Source organism: Streptomyces canarius, from assembly GCF_014650735.1.
Classification (GTDB): Bacteria; Actinomycetota; Actinomycetes; order Streptomycetales; family Streptomycetaceae; genus Streptomyces; species Streptomyces olivaceoviridis.
Window position 1 is genome coordinate 1 of the sequence record NZ_BMVN01000087.1, and the last position, 18,241, is coordinate 18,241.

General features: G+C 69.6%; 17 protein-coding genes and 2 pseudogenes. 5 read left to right on the top strand and 14 right to left on the bottom strand.

Going from position 1 to position 18,241, the window contains the following annotated elements:
• Positions 1 to 326 precede the first annotated feature (326 nt).
• Entirely contained in the window at positions 327 to 1,418 is a 1,092-nt protein-coding gene (locus IE294_RS43825) for an MFS transporter (RefSeq protein WP_189894929.1), read from the top strand.
• A 212-nt stretch (positions 1,419 to 1,630) separates the two neighbouring features.
• Complete coding sequence (locus IE294_RS43830; protein WP_306433543.1) at positions 1,631 to 2,005, top strand: MarR family winged helix-turn-helix transcriptional regulator; 375 nt, start codon at positions 1,631 to 1,633, stop codon at positions 2,003 to 2,005.
• A gap of 564 nt (positions 2,006 to 2,569) precedes the next feature.
• Here IE294_RS43830 and IE294_RS43835 read toward each other — a convergent pair.
• The 11 genes from IE294_RS43835 to IE294_RS43885 form a co-directional block, all read right to left on the bottom strand.
• On the bottom strand, positions 2,570 to 2,737 hold the full coding sequence (locus tag IE294_RS43835; protein WP_189820178.1) for a hypothetical protein: 168 nt from the start codon (positions 2,735 to 2,737) through the stop codon (positions 2,570 to 2,572).
• 136 nt (positions 2,738 to 2,873) lie between these two features.
• Positions 2,874 to 3,167 (bottom strand): hypothetical protein, encoded by a 294-nt coding sequence (locus IE294_RS43840; protein WP_189820179.1) that lies wholly within the window; start codon positions 3,165 to 3,167, stop codon positions 2,874 to 2,876.
• A gap of 693 nt (positions 3,168 to 3,860) precedes the next feature.
• Positions 3,861 to 4,013, bottom strand: a complete 153-nt coding sequence (locus IE294_RS49510) for a hypothetical protein (RefSeq protein WP_306433544.1) — start codon at positions 4,011 to 4,013, stop codon at positions 3,861 to 3,863.
• A 294-nt stretch (positions 4,014 to 4,307) separates the two neighbouring features.
• Complete coding sequence (locus IE294_RS43850) at positions 4,308 to 4,805, bottom strand: cupin domain-containing protein (RefSeq protein ID WP_189894930.1); 498 nt, start codon at positions 4,803 to 4,805, stop codon at positions 4,308 to 4,310.
• Between the two features lie 142 nt (positions 4,806 to 4,947).
• Positions 4,948 to 5,901 (bottom strand): alpha/beta hydrolase, encoded by a 954-nt coding sequence (locus IE294_RS43855; RefSeq protein WP_189894931.1) that lies wholly within the window; start codon positions 5,899 to 5,901, stop codon positions 4,948 to 4,950.
• A gap of 247 nt (positions 5,902 to 6,148) precedes the next feature.
• A complete protein-coding gene (locus IE294_RS43860; protein WP_189894932.1) occupies positions 6,149 to 7,051 on the bottom strand; it encodes an NADP-dependent oxidoreductase in 903 nt (300 codons plus the stop codon).
• 675 nt (positions 7,052 to 7,726) lie between these two features.
• A complete protein-coding gene (locus IE294_RS43865) occupies positions 7,727 to 8,323 on the bottom strand; it encodes a TetR/AcrR family transcriptional regulator (protein WP_189894933.1) in 597 nt (198 codons plus the stop codon).
• A gap of 315 nt (positions 8,324 to 8,638) precedes the next feature.
• Complete coding sequence (locus IE294_RS43870) at positions 8,639 to 9,589, bottom strand: NmrA/HSCARG family protein (RefSeq protein WP_189894934.1); 951 nt, start codon at positions 9,587 to 9,589, stop codon at positions 8,639 to 8,641.
• Between the two features lie 220 nt (positions 9,590 to 9,809).
• A complete protein-coding gene (locus IE294_RS43875) occupies positions 9,810 to 10,220 on the bottom strand; it encodes a (4Fe-4S)-binding protein (protein ID WP_189894935.1) in 411 nt (136 codons plus the stop codon).
• Between the two features lie 30 nt (positions 10,221 to 10,250).
• Entirely contained in the window at positions 10,251 to 10,559 is a 309-nt protein-coding gene (locus IE294_RS43880; RefSeq protein WP_189894936.1) for a GNAT family N-acetyltransferase, read from the bottom strand.
• A gap of 625 nt (positions 10,560 to 11,184) precedes the next feature.
• Positions 11,185 to 11,826, bottom strand: coding sequence for a DUF6518 family protein (locus IE294_RS43885; RefSeq protein ID WP_189894937.1), 642 nt, complete (start codon positions 11,824 to 11,826; stop codon positions 11,185 to 11,187).
• Between the two features lie 288 nt (positions 11,827 to 12,114).
• Between IE294_RS43885 and IE294_RS43890 the strand changes: the two genes are divergently transcribed.
• Positions 12,115 to 12,516 (top strand): MarR family winged helix-turn-helix transcriptional regulator, encoded by a 402-nt coding sequence (locus IE294_RS43890; protein ID WP_189894942.1) that lies wholly within the window; start codon positions 12,115 to 12,117, stop codon positions 12,514 to 12,516.
• A gap of 900 nt (positions 12,517 to 13,416) precedes the next feature.
• Here IE294_RS43890 and IE294_RS48635 read toward each other — a convergent pair.
• The 3 genes and pseudogenes from IE294_RS48635 to IE294_RS43900 all read right to left on the bottom strand — a co-directional run.
• Positions 13,417 to 13,784 (bottom strand): annotated as a pseudogene (locus IE294_RS48635) (transposase family protein); the annotation flags it as partial.
• Positions 13,785 to 14,191: 407 nt separating this feature from the next.
• A complete protein-coding gene (locus tag IE294_RS43895) occupies positions 14,192 to 14,842 on the bottom strand; it encodes a nuclear transport factor 2 family protein (protein WP_189894938.1) in 651 nt (216 codons plus the stop codon).
• Positions 14,843 to 15,264: 422 nt separating this feature from the next.
• Complete coding sequence (locus IE294_RS43900) at positions 15,265 to 16,593, bottom strand: epoxide hydrolase family protein (protein WP_189894939.1); 1,329 nt, start codon at positions 16,591 to 16,593, stop codon at positions 15,265 to 15,267.
• Between the two features lie 461 nt (positions 16,594 to 17,054).
• Between IE294_RS43900 and IE294_RS43905 the strand changes: the two genes are divergently transcribed.
• Positions 17,055 to 17,495 carry a nuclear transport factor 2 family protein gene (locus tag IE294_RS43905; protein WP_189894940.1) on the top strand — a complete coding sequence of 147 codons (441 nt, stop codon included), beginning with the start codon at positions 17,055 to 17,057 and terminating at the stop codon, positions 17,493 to 17,495.
• Positions 17,496 to 17,498: 3 nt separating this feature from the next.
• A pseudogene (locus IE294_RS48640) lies at positions 17,499 to 17,901 on the top strand (alpha/beta hydrolase); the annotation flags it as partial.
• Positions 17,902 to 18,241 lie beyond the last annotated feature (340 nt).

Below are 18,241 nucleotides of genomic sequence, written 5' to 3' on the forward strand. Positions count from 1 at the left end.
CCAGCTACATCACCGGCACCGAAATCTTCATCGACGGCGGCGCCAACCAAGTCTGACCACCACCAACGCACCCACCCCACACCCACCGCAGCACACCGGCAGGGGGCGCGGCACCGTCCTGGGCCCGCGCCCCGTCCGCTGCACATCACCGCGTCCCAGTACGCCCTCACCCACCCAGCAGGACATGCCCCGGAAGGCCGAGGCCGCGGACAAGGAGAGTCATGAGCGATCGCCTCACCCCAGCCGGCCCCCGGGGCGGGTCCGTGTCCCGAACGTCCGAGCCGAACAGCCGGAGCGGATGGCCGGCCGTGGGAGCCGCGGCGACGATGTCGTTCGTGCTGGTGCTCTCGGAATTCCTTCCTGTGGGCCTGCTGCCCGCCATCGGCGACAGCCTCCACGTGAACACCGGCACCGCGGGACTCCTCGTGGTCGTCCCCGGACTGGCCGCGGCCGTGGCCGCGCCGCTGCTCACCGTAGCCTCAGGCCGGCTCGACCGCCGGCACGTCCTGCTCACCCTCGCCGCACTGATCACGGTGTCCAACGCCCTGGCCGCCCTGGCGCCCGACATGACCGTCATGATCGCCGCACGCCTGCTCCTGGGTCTCGGCGTCGGTGGCTTCTGGGCCATGGGAGCCGGAGTCGGCAGCCGTCTCGTCCCTCCCGCTGACGCGGACCGCGCGGCTTCGTTCATCACGGCGGGCATCTCGGCCGGAACCGTCGTCAGTCTCCCGCTCGGCGCCCTGATCGGTCACCTCGCCGGATGGCGCGCCGCCTTCGACATCGCCGCCGTCGCGGCACTGCTGACGCTGGTCTTCCTCAGGATCGCACTGCCCACCCTGAAGCCGACCGACACCGTGCGTCCGGCCTCGCTCGGCAACGTCCTGCGCACCCCGTCCGCCGCCCTCGCCCTGCTGGCCACCGCCGTCGCCTTCTTCGGCCACTTCACCGCCTACACCTACATCACCCCCCACCTCCAGCAGCACGCGCACTTGAGCGCCGGCGCCGTCACCGCCGTGCTCCTCGGCTACGGACTGGCGGGACTCGCGGGGAACTTCCTCGTCGGCCTCATCGCCGGGCGTTCCCTACGCGTCCTGGCCGCCCTCACCGGACTCGTCCTCGCCGCAGCGGTCCTGCTGCTCACCGTCGCCACCTCGACCCCCTCCGTGATCACCCTCGTCCTGCTGTGGGGCGCGGCCTTCGGAGGAGTACCCCCTATCGGGCAGGCCCGGGTCATGCGCCTGTTCCCGCAGGCCCCCGAGGCCGCCCTGGCCCTCCTCGTCACCGCCTCGCAGACCTTCCTCGCGGTCGGCTCCTTCACCGGTGGCGTCCTGACCGACCACCACGGGACCACCACCGCCTTCGCGTTCGGCGCCCTCGTGGTGCTGCTCAGCGCCCTGGTCCCGGTTCGCACCCGCTGAACGGCACGGTGATCGACGCCGCCGAGGCACGGTCTCCGCCGCAGGGTTCGGAAGCATGCGTGAAGGTGCCCGGCGACGGGTATGTGATGCATCAACAAAATAGGAGTGCCGTGACGGACGAACCACCCCGGTGGCTTACGGCGACCGAGGAGCAGGCATGGCGAGGTCTGCTACGTGCACTTGGGCGACTGATCACACATACCGAGCGTCCCTTGCGGAGTCAGTTCAGACTGTCCGCCGCCGACTACTCGGTGCTGGCCGAGCTGACCCGCGTCCCCGACGGCCGACTGCGCGTTCTGGAACTCGCGAGGGAACTCGGATGGGAGAAGAGCAGGCTGTCCCACCACCTGGCGCGCATGACGCAACGCGGCCTCGTCGACCGCGAGGTTTGCGCCAGGGACCGCCGCGGGGTGTACGTAAGGGTCACACCGGCCGGCCACGAGGCCATAGCGACAGCCGCACCTCGCCACGTGGAGGACGTCCGGAGTCTCTTCCTCGACCACCTGACCCCCGGCCAAGTAGCCCTGCTGGCGGAGATCACCGAGGAGCTGATCGAGAACCTCACACGGACTGCCGACACCCACTGACGCGGCGCGGTGGCCTGCCGGAACCGCCTCACGGCAGGCATCGCTCTGTCCGCGATGGACGTACCGCACCGGGGGACACCACCTCTCACCCGTGCGGTATCCGTTCACCGCGCCTCCCATGACCGATTCCGCGCCGTCCGCGACGATGAGCGTCAGGTTCACTGCCGCGCCCGCGCAGTGCGGGGCCACCGCGACCGGGAGGAGGCGAACGCGTTGGCTCGGCGCCGAAGCTCTGCGGGTCACTGATGCCCGAGGAGTCTGGTTCTCGGGGGTCAAGCACAGGCGTTGACCCCCGAGAACCTCCACGCCCCTCACCCACAACCACATCGTCGGCATCGGCGTCGGCGTCGGCCGAGAACCGTTCCCGCCTGGCACCGGCCTGGGCAGCAGGGACTGAGGCACACCAAGCAGTGCCGAACGGGGTACGTGCCGGGCGCGTACGAGCGCGTCAGACGATGGCGCCCGACGATCCCGCCGGTCGCCGGGGTGCGCGGCCGCGCGTTCGGCGGCGGTGCCTGGGGTGCCGCGGAGCGTCGACTGTCACCGGGCCCGGGGGGATGGGGGTCAGCGTCTGCGGGCCCAGCCGGAACCGATACCGGCCACGTGCAGGGCCAGCGCAGTCAGCCCCAGCAGCATCACGTTCGTCGAAGTGAACACATCGTTGGTGCCGAGATCCGCCGCGTTGATCAGAAACGACAAGAAGAACAGCACCGCCGCGACTATGCCGAGCATGACACGAACTCCTCTCGAAGGGGGTGAAGCCCGTATGCCCGGCCACCGGCTCCGCAGACGTAAGGCCGCGCCCGACTATCGCCGGCCCGCCAGGCGCGGCCCCCGCCGGGTCGGCGGGCCGGCGGTGGTGACCGTCTCAGGCGTGCGCGTGGCGAGGGCTTGCCGCCTTGTGTGATGCGGCGTGATGCGCGGGCCGGCCCGTCCTGGGGACTTCGAGGCGCCGCAGGGACAGGCCCGCGGTGACGAGGAGGCCGGTGAAGACGGCGAGAAGGAGGACGCACGCCCACATCTGCCGGCTTCCCGGCGCCTGCCAGCCGGTCCAGGCGGCGCACACCGCCCACAACAGGACGCCCCCGGCGTAGAAGGAACGGACACGGTGCAGTTGCCGCACGGCCCGCAGGAACATGACGCGCTCAGTCATCGGTGCCATGCCGGGCCGTATACCCCGAAGAGCCTCGGTCACCGGGGAGTGAAGGCCTCGGAGGCGGGAACGGCGGCCGCAGTGCGCGGAGCTGCCGCTGACCTCCGGGCCGGGGTGACTGGTGCGAGCTGCCTCGGGTCGAGCGGGGCGCGGTGTGGAGGTCAGCTGAAGTGTGTCTGCCTGGCGATCATGTCGCTCGGTCCCACCGGCCGAGTCCAGGCCCGCCGGACCAGGCGCCGGAAGGCCGTTCCGAACGCCTTCGACATCACCTTCGACGGCCGGATCTCCCAGCCCGTCACCAACCCCACGGGCTCGAAGCGGTGGTCGTCCGGTTGGCGTCCACGGTGGCCCAGACACTCGCGAAGCCGGTGCCGACCTTGATCCCGGGTGCCTGGCCCACGCCGATGGCCCGTGGCGCATCTGACCGGAACACGCCCGCGACATGTACGGGGAACTGCTGCGACTGTGCTGCGCGCACCTGGTGGAACAGCTCACAGCCCACCCGACGTTCGCGCGCGGGCGGCGGTGGAGCACACCCGGCGGACCGGGACGCTGTCACGGGAACAGGCCGTACGGGACCAGCCGGGCATGCCGCGCTCCATTTCGAGCAGCGGTATGCGGACTTCGTCGCCGCCGTACGCTGCGGCTGCACAGCCGCACAGAGCCCCGGCTGAAGTCGCCGCTCACCGTCCTTCCTCAGGCTCAGTACGTGGCGACCACGCCGTGCGCCACCAGGCACTCACCGGCCCAGCAGCCGTGGCACACCTCCCACACGACGGCCCCGGACGCGTCCACGCAGCGCACCGCGTGCACCCCCGCGAACACGGCCGTGCCGCCGTCCGGCGAGACCGTCACGGTGCCGAGCCGCGCGGCCAGGGGGCGGGAAAGCGCACCGTGTCACCCGAGTCCGGGTCGAGCGCGACGAGCTCGGCGTCGCCGCGCTGCACGAGCAGCCCCGGCGCTTCGTGGAGGAACTCCGGGCCTACGTCTGCCGGCCGGTCAGCCCCGGGGCCTCTTTCCCCCGGCCGCGCCGGGGCGGTGCATGGCCGCCACGCCCGGCACGTACCCGGCCAGGTGGTGAGCGGCGGTGTCAGGTGTTGGGGACACGGTCGGGAAATGTCCGCTGCCGGGTCCGCATCCGCCCGCTGCCTACCTGCCTTGGTCGAGGGACGCGGGTGTGGCACCGGGGGGGCCGAGGATGACGTCGCCGAACTCTTCGGTGAGGGCCTGGAAAAGCTCCATGTCCCACTCGGTCTGCGGGGTCGCCAGGTGCGCGGGCGTCCCGGAGCGGGCGATCAGTTCGGCGAACCTGCCCGGTGACGTGATGGTCAGGGAACGGGCTCCTTCGGGACCGGCCTTCAGGGTGTGCGGCGTGTTCCTCGGGATGGTGAAGAAGTCGCCCGAACGCAGGGTGAAGGTGTCGGTCCCGGCCCACACGGTCAGGGAGCCGGAGAGGACGAAGACGCGTTCCTCGTAGGCGGTGTGCAGGTGCAGCGGTGTGACCGAGTCACCGGGCAGGGTGATGTCCGACAGGTCATGACGACCGTCGGTCTCCTCCGCGGTCGTGAGCACGGACAGGCGAAGATGGCCGCCCAGGACGAACCGGCGGGAGGCCGGGACGGGCGGTGGGGAGGGGAAATCGGTCACGGTGACTGGCCTTTGCGACGGTGCTGGTGCGGACGCCTTCCGGGGCACGGCGGCTGCCGTGTCCCGGATGGGGGTGTGTGAGGGGTAGTGGGCGATGACGGGCGACCCGGGGTGACGGCACGCCGCGGGCCGGGCGGTGCCGTCAGGCTTCCAACATCCTGCGGACGGCTTCGATCCGGTCGTCGATCATCCGGCTTCCCATCGCGGTCCCCGGGATGAAGTGGGCCACGTGGAACGCCTTGCCGTAGTGGCGGAGGTCGGTGGGGACCCCGGCCTGGATGAGCTGACGCGCGTAGTCGAGTGCTTCGTCGCGGGTCGGGTCGATCTGGTAGGCCACGACCAGAGCGGGGGGAAGCCCGGCCAGCTCCTCCACCCGCGCGCGGGCCACAGCGGCGTGCACCGGGACGTCCGCGGCACCAGGCTCGGCGGTGCCGCGCAGGTAGTGCCCCCAAGCGATCGGCGAGTTGGCGGACTGCCATACCGGTGTGTCCCGCAAGGTCCTCATCGAGGGGGTGTTCAACCGGTCGTCGACGGTGGGGGCGTCGAGGAACTGGGCGAGCAGGCGGGGGCCCCCGCGCTCCCGCGTCAGCATCGTGAGCGCCGCGGCCAGCCCGCCCCCGGCGCTCTCGCCCAGGACACCGAGGCGGTCGGCGTCGATCCCGTGCTCACCACCCTGGTCGGCGGCCCAGACGAGGGCCGCGTAGCTGTCTTCCAGACCCGCGGGGAAGGGATGCTCGGGAGCCAGGCGGTAGTCCACGGCCACGACGATGACGCCCGCCCGCTCGGCGAGCATCCGGGCCGGCGAGTCGATCAGGGCCGGACTGCCCATGACGTAGCCGCCGCCGTGCAGGTAGAGCAGCCCGGGGAGTGTGCCGGAGCGTTCGGCGGGCGCGTAGACCCGCACCCGTACGTCGCCCGCACCCGAGGGGCCGGGGACGGCCACGTCCTGCACGGACACGGGCGTCTGTGGTTCGTGGACGGGAAGGTACTCGGATACCAGTCGTTCCGCTTCCCGCGCCGCCGCCAGATCTGAGAGGTCGGCCGTCGGGAGAGTGGCCGCCACGGCGGCGAGCTCGGGGTCGAGTATGTGATGCATGAGGTTCCTTCGGGCTCGGGGGTGCGTGAGGTGCCGCCGCGTCCGGCCGCGGAATCGTGCAACGTGCGCCATGCCGGGCACATGTGTTCGCGTCCCCCACGCCATGGCCCGCCCCGGCAGGCACGGAAGCGTGGTTCCCGCCGGGGCGGCACCCGCGGACGGCGGGTCCGCCTTCCGGCACGGACGACGTCGGCGACCAGCACGCGCAAGCCGGTACGCCGACCCGGGCGGCACGAACGCGCCGGAATCAGTCAAGGGTGAGGATGATGCGGTCGCGCACCTCGCCACTCTCCAGACGCCGGTGCGCCTCGGCGGCACTCTGCATGGGCATCAGCGTCCGCGCCTTCAGCCGGAGACGCTTCTCGGCCAGCATGGCCATGCCTTCGTCCAGGGCGCCGGGAGCACGGTCCGTCGTGGGCTCCGAGAGGACCACACCCGATCCGGCTGCCGCGGGATCCGACAGGGTGATGACCCGGTCGGGCCCATTGGCGAGTGCGACAGCGTCGGCGAGGGCGCCCTTGCCCGCCGCGTCGAAGACGGCGTCCACAGGACCGAGTGCGCGCACCGCCCCGACGAGACCGGCGCCGTACCGCACGGGGTGCGCGCCGAGTTCCGCGGCCAGCGCGTCGTCCCGCTGCCCTACGGCGCTGATCACCTTGACCCCCTGGGCCACCGCGAGCTGCGTGGCGATCACGCCGACCGAGCCGCCGCCCCCGAGGAGCAGCAGCGTCTCCCCTGCCGTGATCCGCAGCTGGCCAAGCACGCCGGCCGCCGCCTCCACGGAGCTCGGCAGCGCCGCCGCGTCCGCCCAGGAGACGGAGCCCGGCTTGTGCGTCCAGATCGACGCCACGGCGTATTCGGCGTAACCGCCCCGGTCGAAGAGGAGAGCGGCCACCTCGTCACCGACCTCGGTCGCCGACACTCCGGGGCCCACGGCGTCGACGACGCCGGCCACCTCGTATCCGAGAACGGGAGTCTCGGGCAGGGGGAACCGCAGGTGGCCTGCGCGGATCGCCAGGTCGGTCGGCCCCACACCCGCGGCCTTGACCCGGATCCGCACCTGAGCCTCCCCTGGCTCCGGGAGCGGAACGGCCGTCCACTCCAGCACGTCCGGTGGTCCGTACCCGGTCATCACAACGGCGTTCGGCACAGTGCTCGCTCCTTGCTCCGCGGGGTCCAATGTAGTTGATGTATCACATGAATATGAATCGACCGTCGTAGCCGGTCTCGCCCCCGCGAGTGCCTCTTACGCTCGGCCGCCCACGCCATGACCGGAACATCCCGCTGCCGCCCGTCAGGCGACACGTGCCCTCAGCATCCGGCCGGGCGGAGGTGTCGCACGTCAGCGCGCGGGCGATGAACAGGCCATGGGCGACCTCCAGGACCACTCCGGCCGGGCCGCTTCCCTGGTCGCCGACTGGCGACGATCTCCTTCTCGGTCATCGAACCGCTTCTTCGCCGAATGCCGCTCACCTCGGGAAGAGTTGATGCATCAACAATACGAGGCGGGGCCGCCGCTGTGTCAACCCCTCTCCCGATCACCGTGGCGGGTTTGGACCACCTCAGACGCCGTCGCCCAAGCGCCGGTACGGCGGCCCGCCCGACGGTGCGCCATCACCACGATCCCTCGTGGTCAAGGAAGTGCCCGGCATGCCGAGGATCACGGGCGGCGAGCGCGTGAGGGACCGGTTCGGCCATCTCCGCGTCGGTCATCGCGGCGCCGGGGGTCGCGATGCTTGTGATCAAGCGCGGCGGCGGAGCGTCGGTTCCGGAGACCACCGCCTGGTCGGCGGCTGCATCCTGGACGTGGGTTTCGTCGCAGGACTCACTGATGCGGATCTTGTGCTTGGCCAGAGGCAGGCTGCGGGTAGCCGTGGAACGCCCCGACCACCACGGGGATCAGCTGCCGCCCGATCTCTTCGGCGGACATGGCCGCCAGCTCGGTACCGATGGGCGCCAGCGCGAGCCAGTTCAGCATGCCGGCCGCGCACCGCGTGCGGAAGATCAACTCCGCCTCGTCGACGCCGGGTAGATTGGCCGTCAGCATCCTGAGGGCATCTCGGCGGCTCCGGTCGAACTCGTCGGTCAGCCGCTGCCGGCCCTGGGGCGGATCGATCCCGACGCGCGCCACGGTCCGCATCACGGCCAGCTCCTCACCGCCGGCCGCCAGCGCGCGCGTCATCGGCCGGGCGAACGCCGCCGCCACCCCTTGCAGCGTCGAGGTGGTGTCAAGGAAGCCGAGCTCCTGGATCTGCTCGTCCAGACAGCGTTCCAGCGCGTACTCGATCGCGGAGTCGCACAGCGACTCGAGCGACCCGAAGTGGTGACTGACCGCTGCGACGTTGGCCCCGACGCGATCGGTGATATCGCGGAGTGTCACACCCTCCTGCCCGCGTTGCGCGAGCAGCTCCAGGGCGGCCATCTGAAGGGCATCCCTCGTGCGCTGACCGGCCGCTCGGCGTAGATCCGCCTTTTCCTCTCGCACCACGAAATCTACTCAACCAGTCGCTTCAGAGGCAGCCTCGAACCGCCTCAGCGTTCCGGTCGCCACAGACCCCGCCTCGGCCCGGAAGTCCGCCGTCAGAATGGCAGGGGAGATGGCCGGCTGACCGGTGCACAGGTCCACGTCCCCACCCCGGCCATCGGAGCGCACCGTAGTACCGGCACGACCACTGCCCTCGCCTGACGCGGGAGCCTTGGGGGCGAGCCGCCCCCTACCGCGGCACTCGCGTCCGCATCAGCTCACCGAGAACTTCGAGGCGTTCTCGGCCAGCCAGGAGTCGAAGTTCTTGAGCTCCGGGTTCAGTTCCCGCAGCCGGTTCAAGTCGCGGGCGCCGGTGAACTCCTGGTCGAAGTCGCCGTAGTACTGGAACATGTTGCCGATCTCGGCGGCAGCCGGAATGTCGAGGGACCGGAAGACATCGTAGGGCACGGACTGGAAGCGCACCGGCTCGCCGAGCACCGCCCCCAGTTTCTCTGCGTACTGCGCACCGGTCAGGTGGTCGCCGGCCAGGCTGACGGTCTGACCGATGTACTGTTCGCCTCTCTTGAGGATGGCGAAAGCCGTCCGGCCGATGTCCGCCACATCCACCCCGGCCAGGAGCTTGCCGTCCTCCAGCGGCAGGGTGAGCGTCAGCACGCCGTCCTCACCGCGCTTGGGGCCGAAACCCTGTAGGAAGCCCTGGAAGAAGTAGGTGGTGTTCAAGAAGGTCGTCGGCACCTCGGCCACCCTGAAGAGCTCGTTGCCCTCACCCTTGGCATCGAAGTGCGGCACGTTGTACTTCTCCTGGAGGACGGGCATCCGGTCGTCCTCCAGGGGCAGGAGCTCGCGGGTGTCCTCCAGCGTCGACCAGACCACGTGACGCAGCCCCGCGGCCTTGGCGGACCGGACCAGGACCTGGATCTCCTCGATCTCCTTCACCGCGGACATGTGCGCCCAGAAGTTGGTGACGAGGAAGGCGCCGTAGGCACCCTCGAACGCCTTGCGCACGGTCGGTTCGTCATCGAAGTCCGCCCGGACGACCTCGGCACCGAGCTCCGCCAGTTCCTTGGCGGCGGGCGAGTCCGGGTTCCGGGTGATCGCGCGGACCGCGAAACCCGACTCCGGGTCGGCGAGGATCGCGCGGGCGGTACCACCGCCCTGGGCACCCGTTGCTCCGGTAACGGCGATGACCTTCTTGTCGTTCATGGAACTGCCCCTGTCAGGTCGATAGTTGATGCTTCAGCAAGCTAGACAGTAGAAACTTGACGCGTCAACCAACATGCGGCAGATCAGGCCACCCATCGCACGTCCGGGATCAGGGATCAGGGTCCGGCACTCATCACCGCCCCCGCCTCATTTCGGGTGGGCACTTCGCTTCAGGGTGCTCGCAGGGCTGAACGATCTCGGTGCGGGTCCGCCGCCGGTGTCACTGGCCGCAGGGGCCTGAGTGGTCACAGTACGGCTGCCGGTGGCTGCGCGCGCAGCCGCACAGCACGGCCCTGGTTTCGGCGCGCCGCCCCTCGTCGGTGTCCAGGGAAAGCTCACCGCGCACGATCAGCTGCCCGGCGGGGGTGCGGGTGATCCGGGTGGGCCGGTCGGGGCTTTCCGCTCCGTTGTCCGCCAGCGCGTACTGGAGCGCTCCTGTCGGGCAGCGGCGCACCACTTCGGCCACGCGGCCGGCAGGAACGCCGTCCAACCTGATCCATGGGCGCCGGTTCGCGTCGAAGACCTCGGGTAGGCCCCTGACGCACTCGGCGGCGTGGAGGCAGCGCCTTGCCTCGTATGTGACGGTGACGTCCTGCGTCTCGTAGGCCTTCTTCTGCGGCGTGGTGTTCATGTCGGTCACCTGAGCGGCTCGGCCGGACGCTCAGTCACTGACCCTGCTCCGATTCTGGTACAGCAGGTCGGCGTACTCGGGGTGTCGGTCGATCCAGCCCGCGTAGAAGGGGCAGGTGGCGAGGACCCGCAGCCCGGCGGCGCGGGCTTCGTCGAGAGAGGCCCGGACGAGTGCGGAGCCGATTCCAAGACCCTCGTGTGCCGGAGCCACCTCCGTGTGGACGAACGCGATCAGCTCCGCCGTACGGATGTACTCTGCGAACCCGGCAACCTCGGGCCCTTCGTCCACCCGCGCCTCGTAGCGGCGCGCCTCGGGTGCGTCGACGACTCTGACTGTCACTTTGTTCTCCTTGGTGCCCGGTTGATTCGCCAGACGCGAGTGCGAGTTCGTGGCGCTTATTGACGCTTCGACGAAGCTAATCAGCGAGTATTGACGTGTCAACTATTGCTGGAGTCCGTTCGCGTGTCGGCGGCGATGCCACGGGAGCCCTGCACAGCGCGTTCGGAGCCGCTGCGGGACCCTCTCCCGTTCGGGCAGGCGTACGCGGGCCAGCCGCTGCCGTAGATCCGCCAGGTGCGCCTCCGGGTACGTGCGGGTGCAGCGGCGCTGTCTCCTCCATTGCCTGCGTCAGGGAGAGCGGGCTCGGCACGCCGTCGTCGGCGGAGGCCGGACCGGCGTGGAACGCGGGTCGTCGAGCAGCGGAGAGACGGTGATCCGGCCGTGCTCCTCCTCGCCGGTCGTGTACGCAGAACACCACCATCGCCACCGAAGTGCCCAGCGTCTGGCGCCACCCGGTCGCCGAGACGGCCGAGGGCCACGCGCGACTACGGCAGGCGTACGACCATCGGCTTCTCCTCGGTCTCGGCCTCGGCCTCGGCCTCAACGACGCCGACGCCGACGCCGCGCAGCATGCCAGCGCAGGGGAACGCCGACACGAAAGGGAACGGGATCGGAGCCCACGGAGTCATACCGATCCGAGCAGCAGTCCGTCGAGGATGCCCTTCTCCGCGAGGTAGAAGGCGAGACCGCCGACGGGGGCGAGCACAGTGCACAGCCAGTAGCGGTGCACCCCGGCGCGCGCCAGATAGGCGGTCAGGAGAACGGTGAGCAGTGCGCCGACGACCAGGAAGACGACCGCCTCTCCCCAGTAGTGAAGCGTCAGACCAAGCCAGGCCGCCTCCCCCAGCACCACCATCGCGATGACCGCCCCGGCCACCGCTCGCAGGTCCCCCCGCCCGCGCCGTACCGTCCACCCGGCCCAACCCAGCAGTGGTCCTCCGACCAGCCCGGCCACCGACCATACGGCGGCGCCTCCGAGCCCTCCGGCCCCGAACGTGTTGCCGAGCGTGGACGCCGCGTAGTAGCTGCCGCAGGTGGCGAGCATCATCAACCCCCCGCCCCAGGCGGCGAGTTGCCGGACACGAATCAGCCCGCCGGCCACGGCAGTCCAGATGATCCAGGTGGATATCGAGTTGGTCGCCCGTTCCAACAGGGGTGTCGTCCCGTGCAGAGCGTACGTTGCCCAGCCGAGCACCAGCCCGAAGGCCGCGGTCGCGGTGAGGACGGTGGCGGGGGTGTCGTAACGGGATGCTGTTCCGGTAGCCATGGCCGCACTATACGCACAGTGTATACATGCGATGTATAGCTGTCGGTCCCATCGTCCATGCAGGACGCGGGGCGTTTGGTTCGCTGGGGTTCAGGCGGCTTGGGACAGGAAGAGGCGCGGCCTCTCGGCTCGCGTCGGCCGCACTTTCGATACGGAGCCGCAGCCACCTGAAGTCGAGGGTAAGGGGAGGTGACTGACGCGTCAACTTTCTCATATGGTGGACTCATGACGGAATCACCTCGATGGCTGACCCCGGTCGAGGAACGTGCATGGCGAGGTCTGCTGCGCATGCACGACCTGCTGGTCAGTCGGGCCGGTCGGTCGTTACAGAGCCAGTTCGGGCTGTCCGCGACCGACTACAAGGTGCTGGCCGAGCTGACTCGTTCCACAGACGACCGGTTGCGGGTACTTGAGCTTGCGAAGGTGCTCGGCTGGGAGAAGAGCAGGCTTTCCCACCACATCGCACGCATGACCAAGCGAAATCTTGTCGACCGGGAAGAGTGCGTCGACGACGGCCGTGGAGCATATGTCCGGATCACTCCGGCAGGGAGGGCCGCCTTGGAGACGGCAGCGCCCCAGCATGCCGCAGATGTGCGGCGCCTGTTCCTGGATCACATGAGCCCAGGCCAGACCGCCCTTCTGGCAGAGATCGCCGACTCGATCATCGAGAAGCTCGACCCCCAGCAGTGAAACACGCGCCGGCTGCACTGCCGCCCTCCCGGGGGATGACGCACGCAGGTGTGTGAGCACCGGCGGCGGGCTGGTGCTCACACGCCCGTTCCCCTGACTCCTCCTCCACGGACCACCAGTGCCGCCCCGGCTTCAGCCCGCCCTCCCAACGCACCCGCCGGTACCTGCCACTGGGCTTCATGCGGTAATTGAGCATGACGCCGAAGGTGATACTCCGGAACGGACGTCGACGCGGAGGCGGGAAGCCGGCAAGCGACTCGGACGCAGACGGCTCACCCTGCGTTGAGAGGTCCGGACAAAGGCGTTCGACGCGGCGGTGGGTGACGAGGCGCGTTCCCCGATCACTGGACGGATACCGCGCCTGTACAGCAACAACCGGTACTTGTCGTGGTCGTAGCCGCGGTCCGCGAACAGCATGTCCGGCCGGTGCCGCGGCCCCCCGACGACGGCGGCGACCGGTGGGACCTTGCCGAGCGGGGGCAGCAGCCGGGTGGCGTCGTTGGGGGTTCCCGCCGGTCAGCGAGACCGCGAGCTCGATGCCCCGTCCGTCGACATGAACGTGGTGACTGCTGCCCGGCCGTGCCCGGTCGACAGGGCTGGGACCGCTTCGCAGCCCCGGCGGGAGGCCGTGACGCGGCCAGGCGGCGCCAACGGGTCATCCTCGAACCGAATTCCGGTTTCCGGGGCAGGTCTCCCACCGTGCAACACGAACGGGACCCCGCACGATGTCCGCTGGTCCGGTGCTCGCGGCCGAGCCCCGGACCAGCTTCGGCCCCGGCTTGGGCAGCAACGGCTCAATGACGACCACAGTTCGTCCGACACGATCCACGGCCGCGACCGACACGTCCCCACGACCCGGCCAACATCCCGTAAATGATCTTTGACATGCAGGATGACCTGCTCGCTGGAGGCGGTCACGGTCCGGTCGCGGGCGGGAACCAGCGTGCCGTCCACGATGAGCACGGTGCTCTTGCGGTACCGCCGTCGGGGCTGGAGCCCGAGAGCCGGTCCGAGGTGGTCGACGATCCGGTCGGCCGCCGACTTCGGCACCGAACAGCGGGGCGAGCCGGCGCGGGGTGAGGTTGGTCCGCCGGTACGCGGCACCAGTAGCACCCGGTCCCCCAGCGGCAGCGACCACGCCCGGTCCTCGCGGACCGAGTCGGCCTTCACGCCGCAGGCGCGGTGATCAGCTTGTTGAACCGCCGCGGGCTCAGCCTGGTGAACGGACCTATCAACGAGGGATCCGACGCCGCGATCGCACCGACCACGGCGAGCTCGTCTGACCAGCGTTACGGGACGACCTCTGAGACCGGTTCGCGAACGCGGCGCGCGTGCCCTGCGCAAGTGCCTGCCGCAAGCCAGGGCCCCCGTCGAGACCACCATCCGGACCACCGGCTTCTGCGAGGCAGGGCTGCCACACAGCGTGGGTCTCCTCGACGCTGCGAGAGGAGCGACAGCTGCGATCACACCTGGCGGCGTGGATCGTCGAGGCGCTGCTCCACGACGGTGCAGTCCATGTGCCCTGCCGTTCCAGGATTCGGACGTCGGACACCACGGCCCTCAGTGCGGATGCTTTGTCTGCCCCCATGCTGATTGCGGGCGCCGTACCGCCCGTTCGCCCTCGGCCGGTGATGTCCGGCCTCACCAGTCGCACACCAGCGGCCGAGGGCTTGGCTCACTTCCCGGCGACCGCCGAGGCCCAGTCGAGGTTCACGCCCATGTCGGAGTACATCTTCGTGTACCCGACGTAGCAGTCGAACCGCTCGACCTTGCCGTTGCGCAGGTACCAGAAGTCGGCGGTCGGGGTGTCGACCCTCGCGCCCGTCGGCTTGACGGTGCCGGCCGGCGTCTGCAACGCCCCCTTGAAGGTGCCCTGGATCGACAGTTCGATGCTGATCTCGTCGCCGTTCACCGTGATGCTCTTGAGTTCACGGTGGACGTCGGGGAAGAGGGAGACCATGCGGTTCAGAACATCACCGAGCGCCTTGCCCTGATAGGTGGCGCCGGCGACCTTGTCGTCGAAGACGCCGTCCTTGGTGAAGCTGTTGATGAAAGCCTCGACGTCCAGGCTGTTGCCCTCCGCCACGTGGTACGCGTTCAGGACGACCGCGAGGTTGGCTATCTCATGCCTGGTCAGGTGGCGGTTCGTGAGCGGCAGCGCCGACAGCTGCTGAGGGCTCAGGGCTTCGTGGGCCTGCACGTTGCTGACGGGGTGGCCGCCGACAGCACTGCTCGCGGCCTGTGTCGGCGCGGCGGCGATGGCGAGACCGCCCATGCCCGCGACGGCGGCCGTAGTGATGATCGTCTTCCAGCGGAACGACTTCATGTCTGGTTTCTCCACATCGGATCTTCGGGGTTCCAGGCCCGTCGCAGCGGTTTCCCGCCGTACGCGCTAAAAACAAATCACATGCTTGAAGTTGAGGTCGCCATCCCCTTCCCGTACGAGTGGGGCGCACCGCGGCCCGGCCGGTCGGCGTGAGATGTAGTCACCGTCACCGGGAACACCCGCGAGGGACGGCTGCGCCTGACGCATGGTCAGTGACGACAACGGCGACGCCACCCAGGTCACCTGCCCGCACTCGCTCACATTCCGGCTGGTCCGGCCAATAGGACGCGCCTCGGGAACCATGTCCGCCGCGAGACTCGGCACCCCCTGGTGGCACCGCGCAGCGGACGCCGGCATCGTGCTTCCCGGTCACGTGCCGCTGCACCGCGGCCCGATCGGCGGGCGCCCGCCCCGGAACCCCCTTACCTGACGAGACGGGCGTAGGCCCGCAGCTCCTCCACGAAGAGCCGGGGCTGTTCGAACGCGGCGAAGTGACCGCCCGCGGCGATGTCGTCGTTGAAGTAGACGAGGTTCTCGTACGCCTTCTGGGCCCACACCCTCGGCGTGCGCACCAGCTCGCCGGGGAAGACGCTGACCCCGACCGGCAGGTCCAGGCGCGTCAGGTCGTGGTTGTCCCGGTAGAACTCCCAGTAGAGGCGCGCCGACGACGCACCTGTGTTGGTGAGCCAGTACAGGCTGATGTCGTCGAGCATGCGGTCGTAGCCGAGGAGGGGCTCCGGACGGTGGGCGCTGTCCGTCCAGTCGATGAACTTCTCGAAGATCCAGGCGGCCTGGCCCACGGGGGAATCGGCCAGGGCGTAGCCGAGGGTCTCGGGACGCGTGGCCTGCTCCTGGAAGTAGCCCGAGTACTGCTGGGCGAAGACCTGCTGCTGGGCGATGGCCGCCTTCTCCTCCGGGGTGCCGTCCCCGAGGGCCGTGTTGGTCAGCATGAACTCCGGCAGGTTGAGGTGCACACCGAGCAGGCCGGCCGGACGCTGCTTGCCCATCTGGGTGGTGACGGCGCCTCCCCAGTCCCCTCCCTGGGCGATGTAGCGGCGGTAGCCCAGACGCTGCATCAGGGTGATCCAGGCGGAGGCGATGCGAGCGGGGTCCCACCCCGCCTGCGCGGGACGGTCGGAGAAGCCGTGCCCGGGCATGGAGGGTATGACGACGTGAAAGGCGTCCTGCGCGCTTCCGCCGTACCGCGTCGGGTCGGTGAGTGGGCCGATCGTGTCGAGGAACTCCACGAACGACCCCGGCCAGCCGTGGTTGAGGATCACCGGGAGGGCGTCCGGGTGCCTGGACGGGACGTGCAGGAAGTGGATGCCCAGGCCGTCGATCCGTGTCCGGTACTGGCCCGCCTCGTTCAGCCGGGACTCCAGCGCGCGCCAGTCGTAGCTCGTGCGCCAGTGCTCGACGAGGCCGCGCAGCCGACTGAGCGGGACGCCCTGGGAGACGTCGTCGACGGTCTCGCGTTCCGGCAGCCGGGCCGCCGCCAGCCGCCGCCGCAGGTCCACCAGCGCGCTCTGCGGGACGTGGAGGTCGAAACGGGTGATGTCCGGGCCGGCGGGCGGCAGGGTGAGACCCGCCACCGACGCGGGCTGGACCGCCGAGGCGTTGTGGGGCAGCCCGACCGACACGGCGGAAGCCGCCCCGACGACGGCGGCCGACCGCAGGAAACCACGCCGCGAGTTCGTCTGCGGTGCTTCCTCGGCGAGAGGTGACGCGATGGTGTGTGAGCGTCTGAACACGGTGTTCTCCGTTGCTCCTGGATGCTGGTAAGGGCTCATAGGGGCCGTGGCACCTGTATCTCGACCGGCTCGACGTCCGGCGTCGGAGGCCGGGAGAGGCCAGTGCCGGACGCCGCTTCCTGCTGGCGTCAGCCAGAGACCGCCAGGTGGTTCGCGTGGTGTGCCCTGGAACGGCAGGGGTCGGACACGGACCTGTGGGGATGCGGTGGGCGCCGTCTCATCCACCGTGATGTGCGATGTGCTGCCGCGACCGTGTCCGAGCTGTCTGTGGTGCGATCATAGGACCAAATAGATGACACGTCAATCACTTTGGAGCATTCATCCAGGTGCAGTCACGCCCTCTCCGACAGTTGACGTGTCATGTAAATCCTTCCTAGTGTGCGGCTTGAAGGAAGTGGTCACATGCAGCGTCGCCGCAGTCGCCTCATGGTGCTCACGGCTGCGCAGAGAGGTGAGGGTTCATGTTCGACAACGAGAAGATCATCAGGGACGCCTACCAGGTGGCCGAAGTCCAGGACATCCCCGGGTGGATCGCCAGCTTCACCGAGGACGGCACCTTCACGGACGAGTCGGTCGGCATAACCTACCGCGGCCAGGAGGTCGGCGACCCCGTGGTGAACTACGCCGCGGCCTTCCCCGACATGCACCGCGAGCTGTACGACGTCTACGTGCAGGGCGACATCGTCATCGTGGAGCTGTCCCTGAACGGGACGCACAACGGGCCTCTGAACACGCCGATGGGGGTCATCCCGCCCACCGGCAAGACCATCAAGGTGCCGTGCTGCGACGTGTTCAGGCTGCGTGAGGGCAAGATCGAGTCGTTCAACTGCTACCCGTCCGGCACGGTCCTGTTCGGCCAGCTGGGCGTGCTGACCAACCTGGAGGCCGCCGTCACCCAGTGACCCGTCCGGGGCGGTCCGACGGCCAGGGTCAAGGCCCGTGCCGTCCGCCCCGAAGACCCGGTCGGTACACACTGCCCGTCAACCTGTACGCGCACGGCACGGGCGCGGTCTTCGGTGACGCGCACACCCGTGACCGGCTGGTACGCGACCGGGCCTCGGCGTCGGTGCCGCGGTCGTGTCCCCCGAGTACGGCCACGCACCGAAAGCGGGGTGCGCCGTCGCGCTGGAGCCGGCCTCCTACGAGGAGTTCGTCGAGGAGGAGCCTGGTCGTAGCACCATCTCTCCGCTGCGGGCGAGCCAGGAGGACCTCGCACATCTTCCGCCGGCGCTGATCATCACCGCGGAGGCGGACGTGCTGCGCGACGAGGGCGAGGCGTTCGCAGCGACGCTGTGCCGGGCGGGCCTACACCGACCTGGTCTACTTCAAAGTGACACATGGCATGCGGTGAACACACAGCGCGTGTTCACGAGCCGCGCCGGCGGCGCGGTCCGGCAACGGAGCGGTGGCAGGTACGAGGTCACACCTGCCGCCGCTTCGGCATGTCCGGCCGTGCCGCCACCCCGCCGCACCACGACCCCGCCGCCCCGATGTCCAGCCGCCCGGATAGTTGACCCATCACCCAGTTAGTTGACACGTCACCTTTCGGGGTCTACGGTGATTGAAGGTTGAACGGAACGGTGGCCCCCACCAGACCACCACCCCAGCAAGGAGACCACCATGGGACAGCTCGACGGCAAGACAGCGG

What these genes read in the sequence shown, in the direction of transcription:
- IE294_RS43855 (WP_189894931.1), bottom strand. Translation starts at nt 5,901, where the DNA reads ATGCATCACATACTCGACCCCGAGCTCGCCGCCGTGGCGGCCACTCTC.
- IE294_RS43825 (WP_189894929.1), top strand. Translation starts at nt 327, where the DNA reads ATGTCGTTCGTGCTGGTGCTCTCGGAATTCCTTCCTGTGGGCCTGCTG.
- IE294_RS43895 (WP_189894938.1), bottom strand. Translation starts at nt 14,842, where the DNA reads ATGAAGTCGTTCCGCTGGAAGACGATCATCACTACGGCCGCCGTCGCG.
- IE294_RS43840 (WP_189820179.1), bottom strand. Translation starts at nt 3,167, where the DNA reads ATGGCACCGATGACTGAGCGCGTCATGTTCCTGCGGGCCGTGCGGCAA.
- IE294_RS43865 (WP_189894933.1), bottom strand. Translation starts at nt 8,323, where the DNA reads ATGGCCGCCCTGGAGCTGCTCGCGCAACGCGGGCAGGAGGGTGTGACA.
- IE294_RS43870 (WP_189894934.1), bottom strand. Translation starts at nt 9,589, where the DNA reads ATGAACGACAAGAAGGTCATCGCCGTTACCGGAGCAACGGGTGCCCAG.
- IE294_RS43885 (WP_189894937.1), bottom strand. Translation starts at nt 11,826, where the DNA reads ATGGCTACCGGAACAGCATCCCGTTACGACACCCCCGCCACCGTCCTC.
- IE294_RS43835 (WP_189820178.1), bottom strand. Translation starts at nt 2,737, where the DNA reads ATGCTCGGCATAGTCGCGGCGGTGCTGTTCTTCTTGTCGTTTCTGATC.
- IE294_RS43905 (WP_189894940.1), top strand. Translation starts at nt 17,055, where the DNA reads ATGTTCGACAACGAGAAGATCATCAGGGACGCCTACCAGGTGGCCGAA.
- IE294_RS43875 (WP_189894935.1), bottom strand. Translation starts at nt 10,220, where the DNA reads ATGAACACCACGCCGCAGAAGAAGGCCTACGAGACGCAGGACGTCACC.
- IE294_RS43890 (WP_189894942.1), top strand. Translation starts at nt 12,115, where the DNA reads ATGCACGACCTGCTGGTCAGTCGGGCCGGTCGGTCGTTACAGAGCCAG.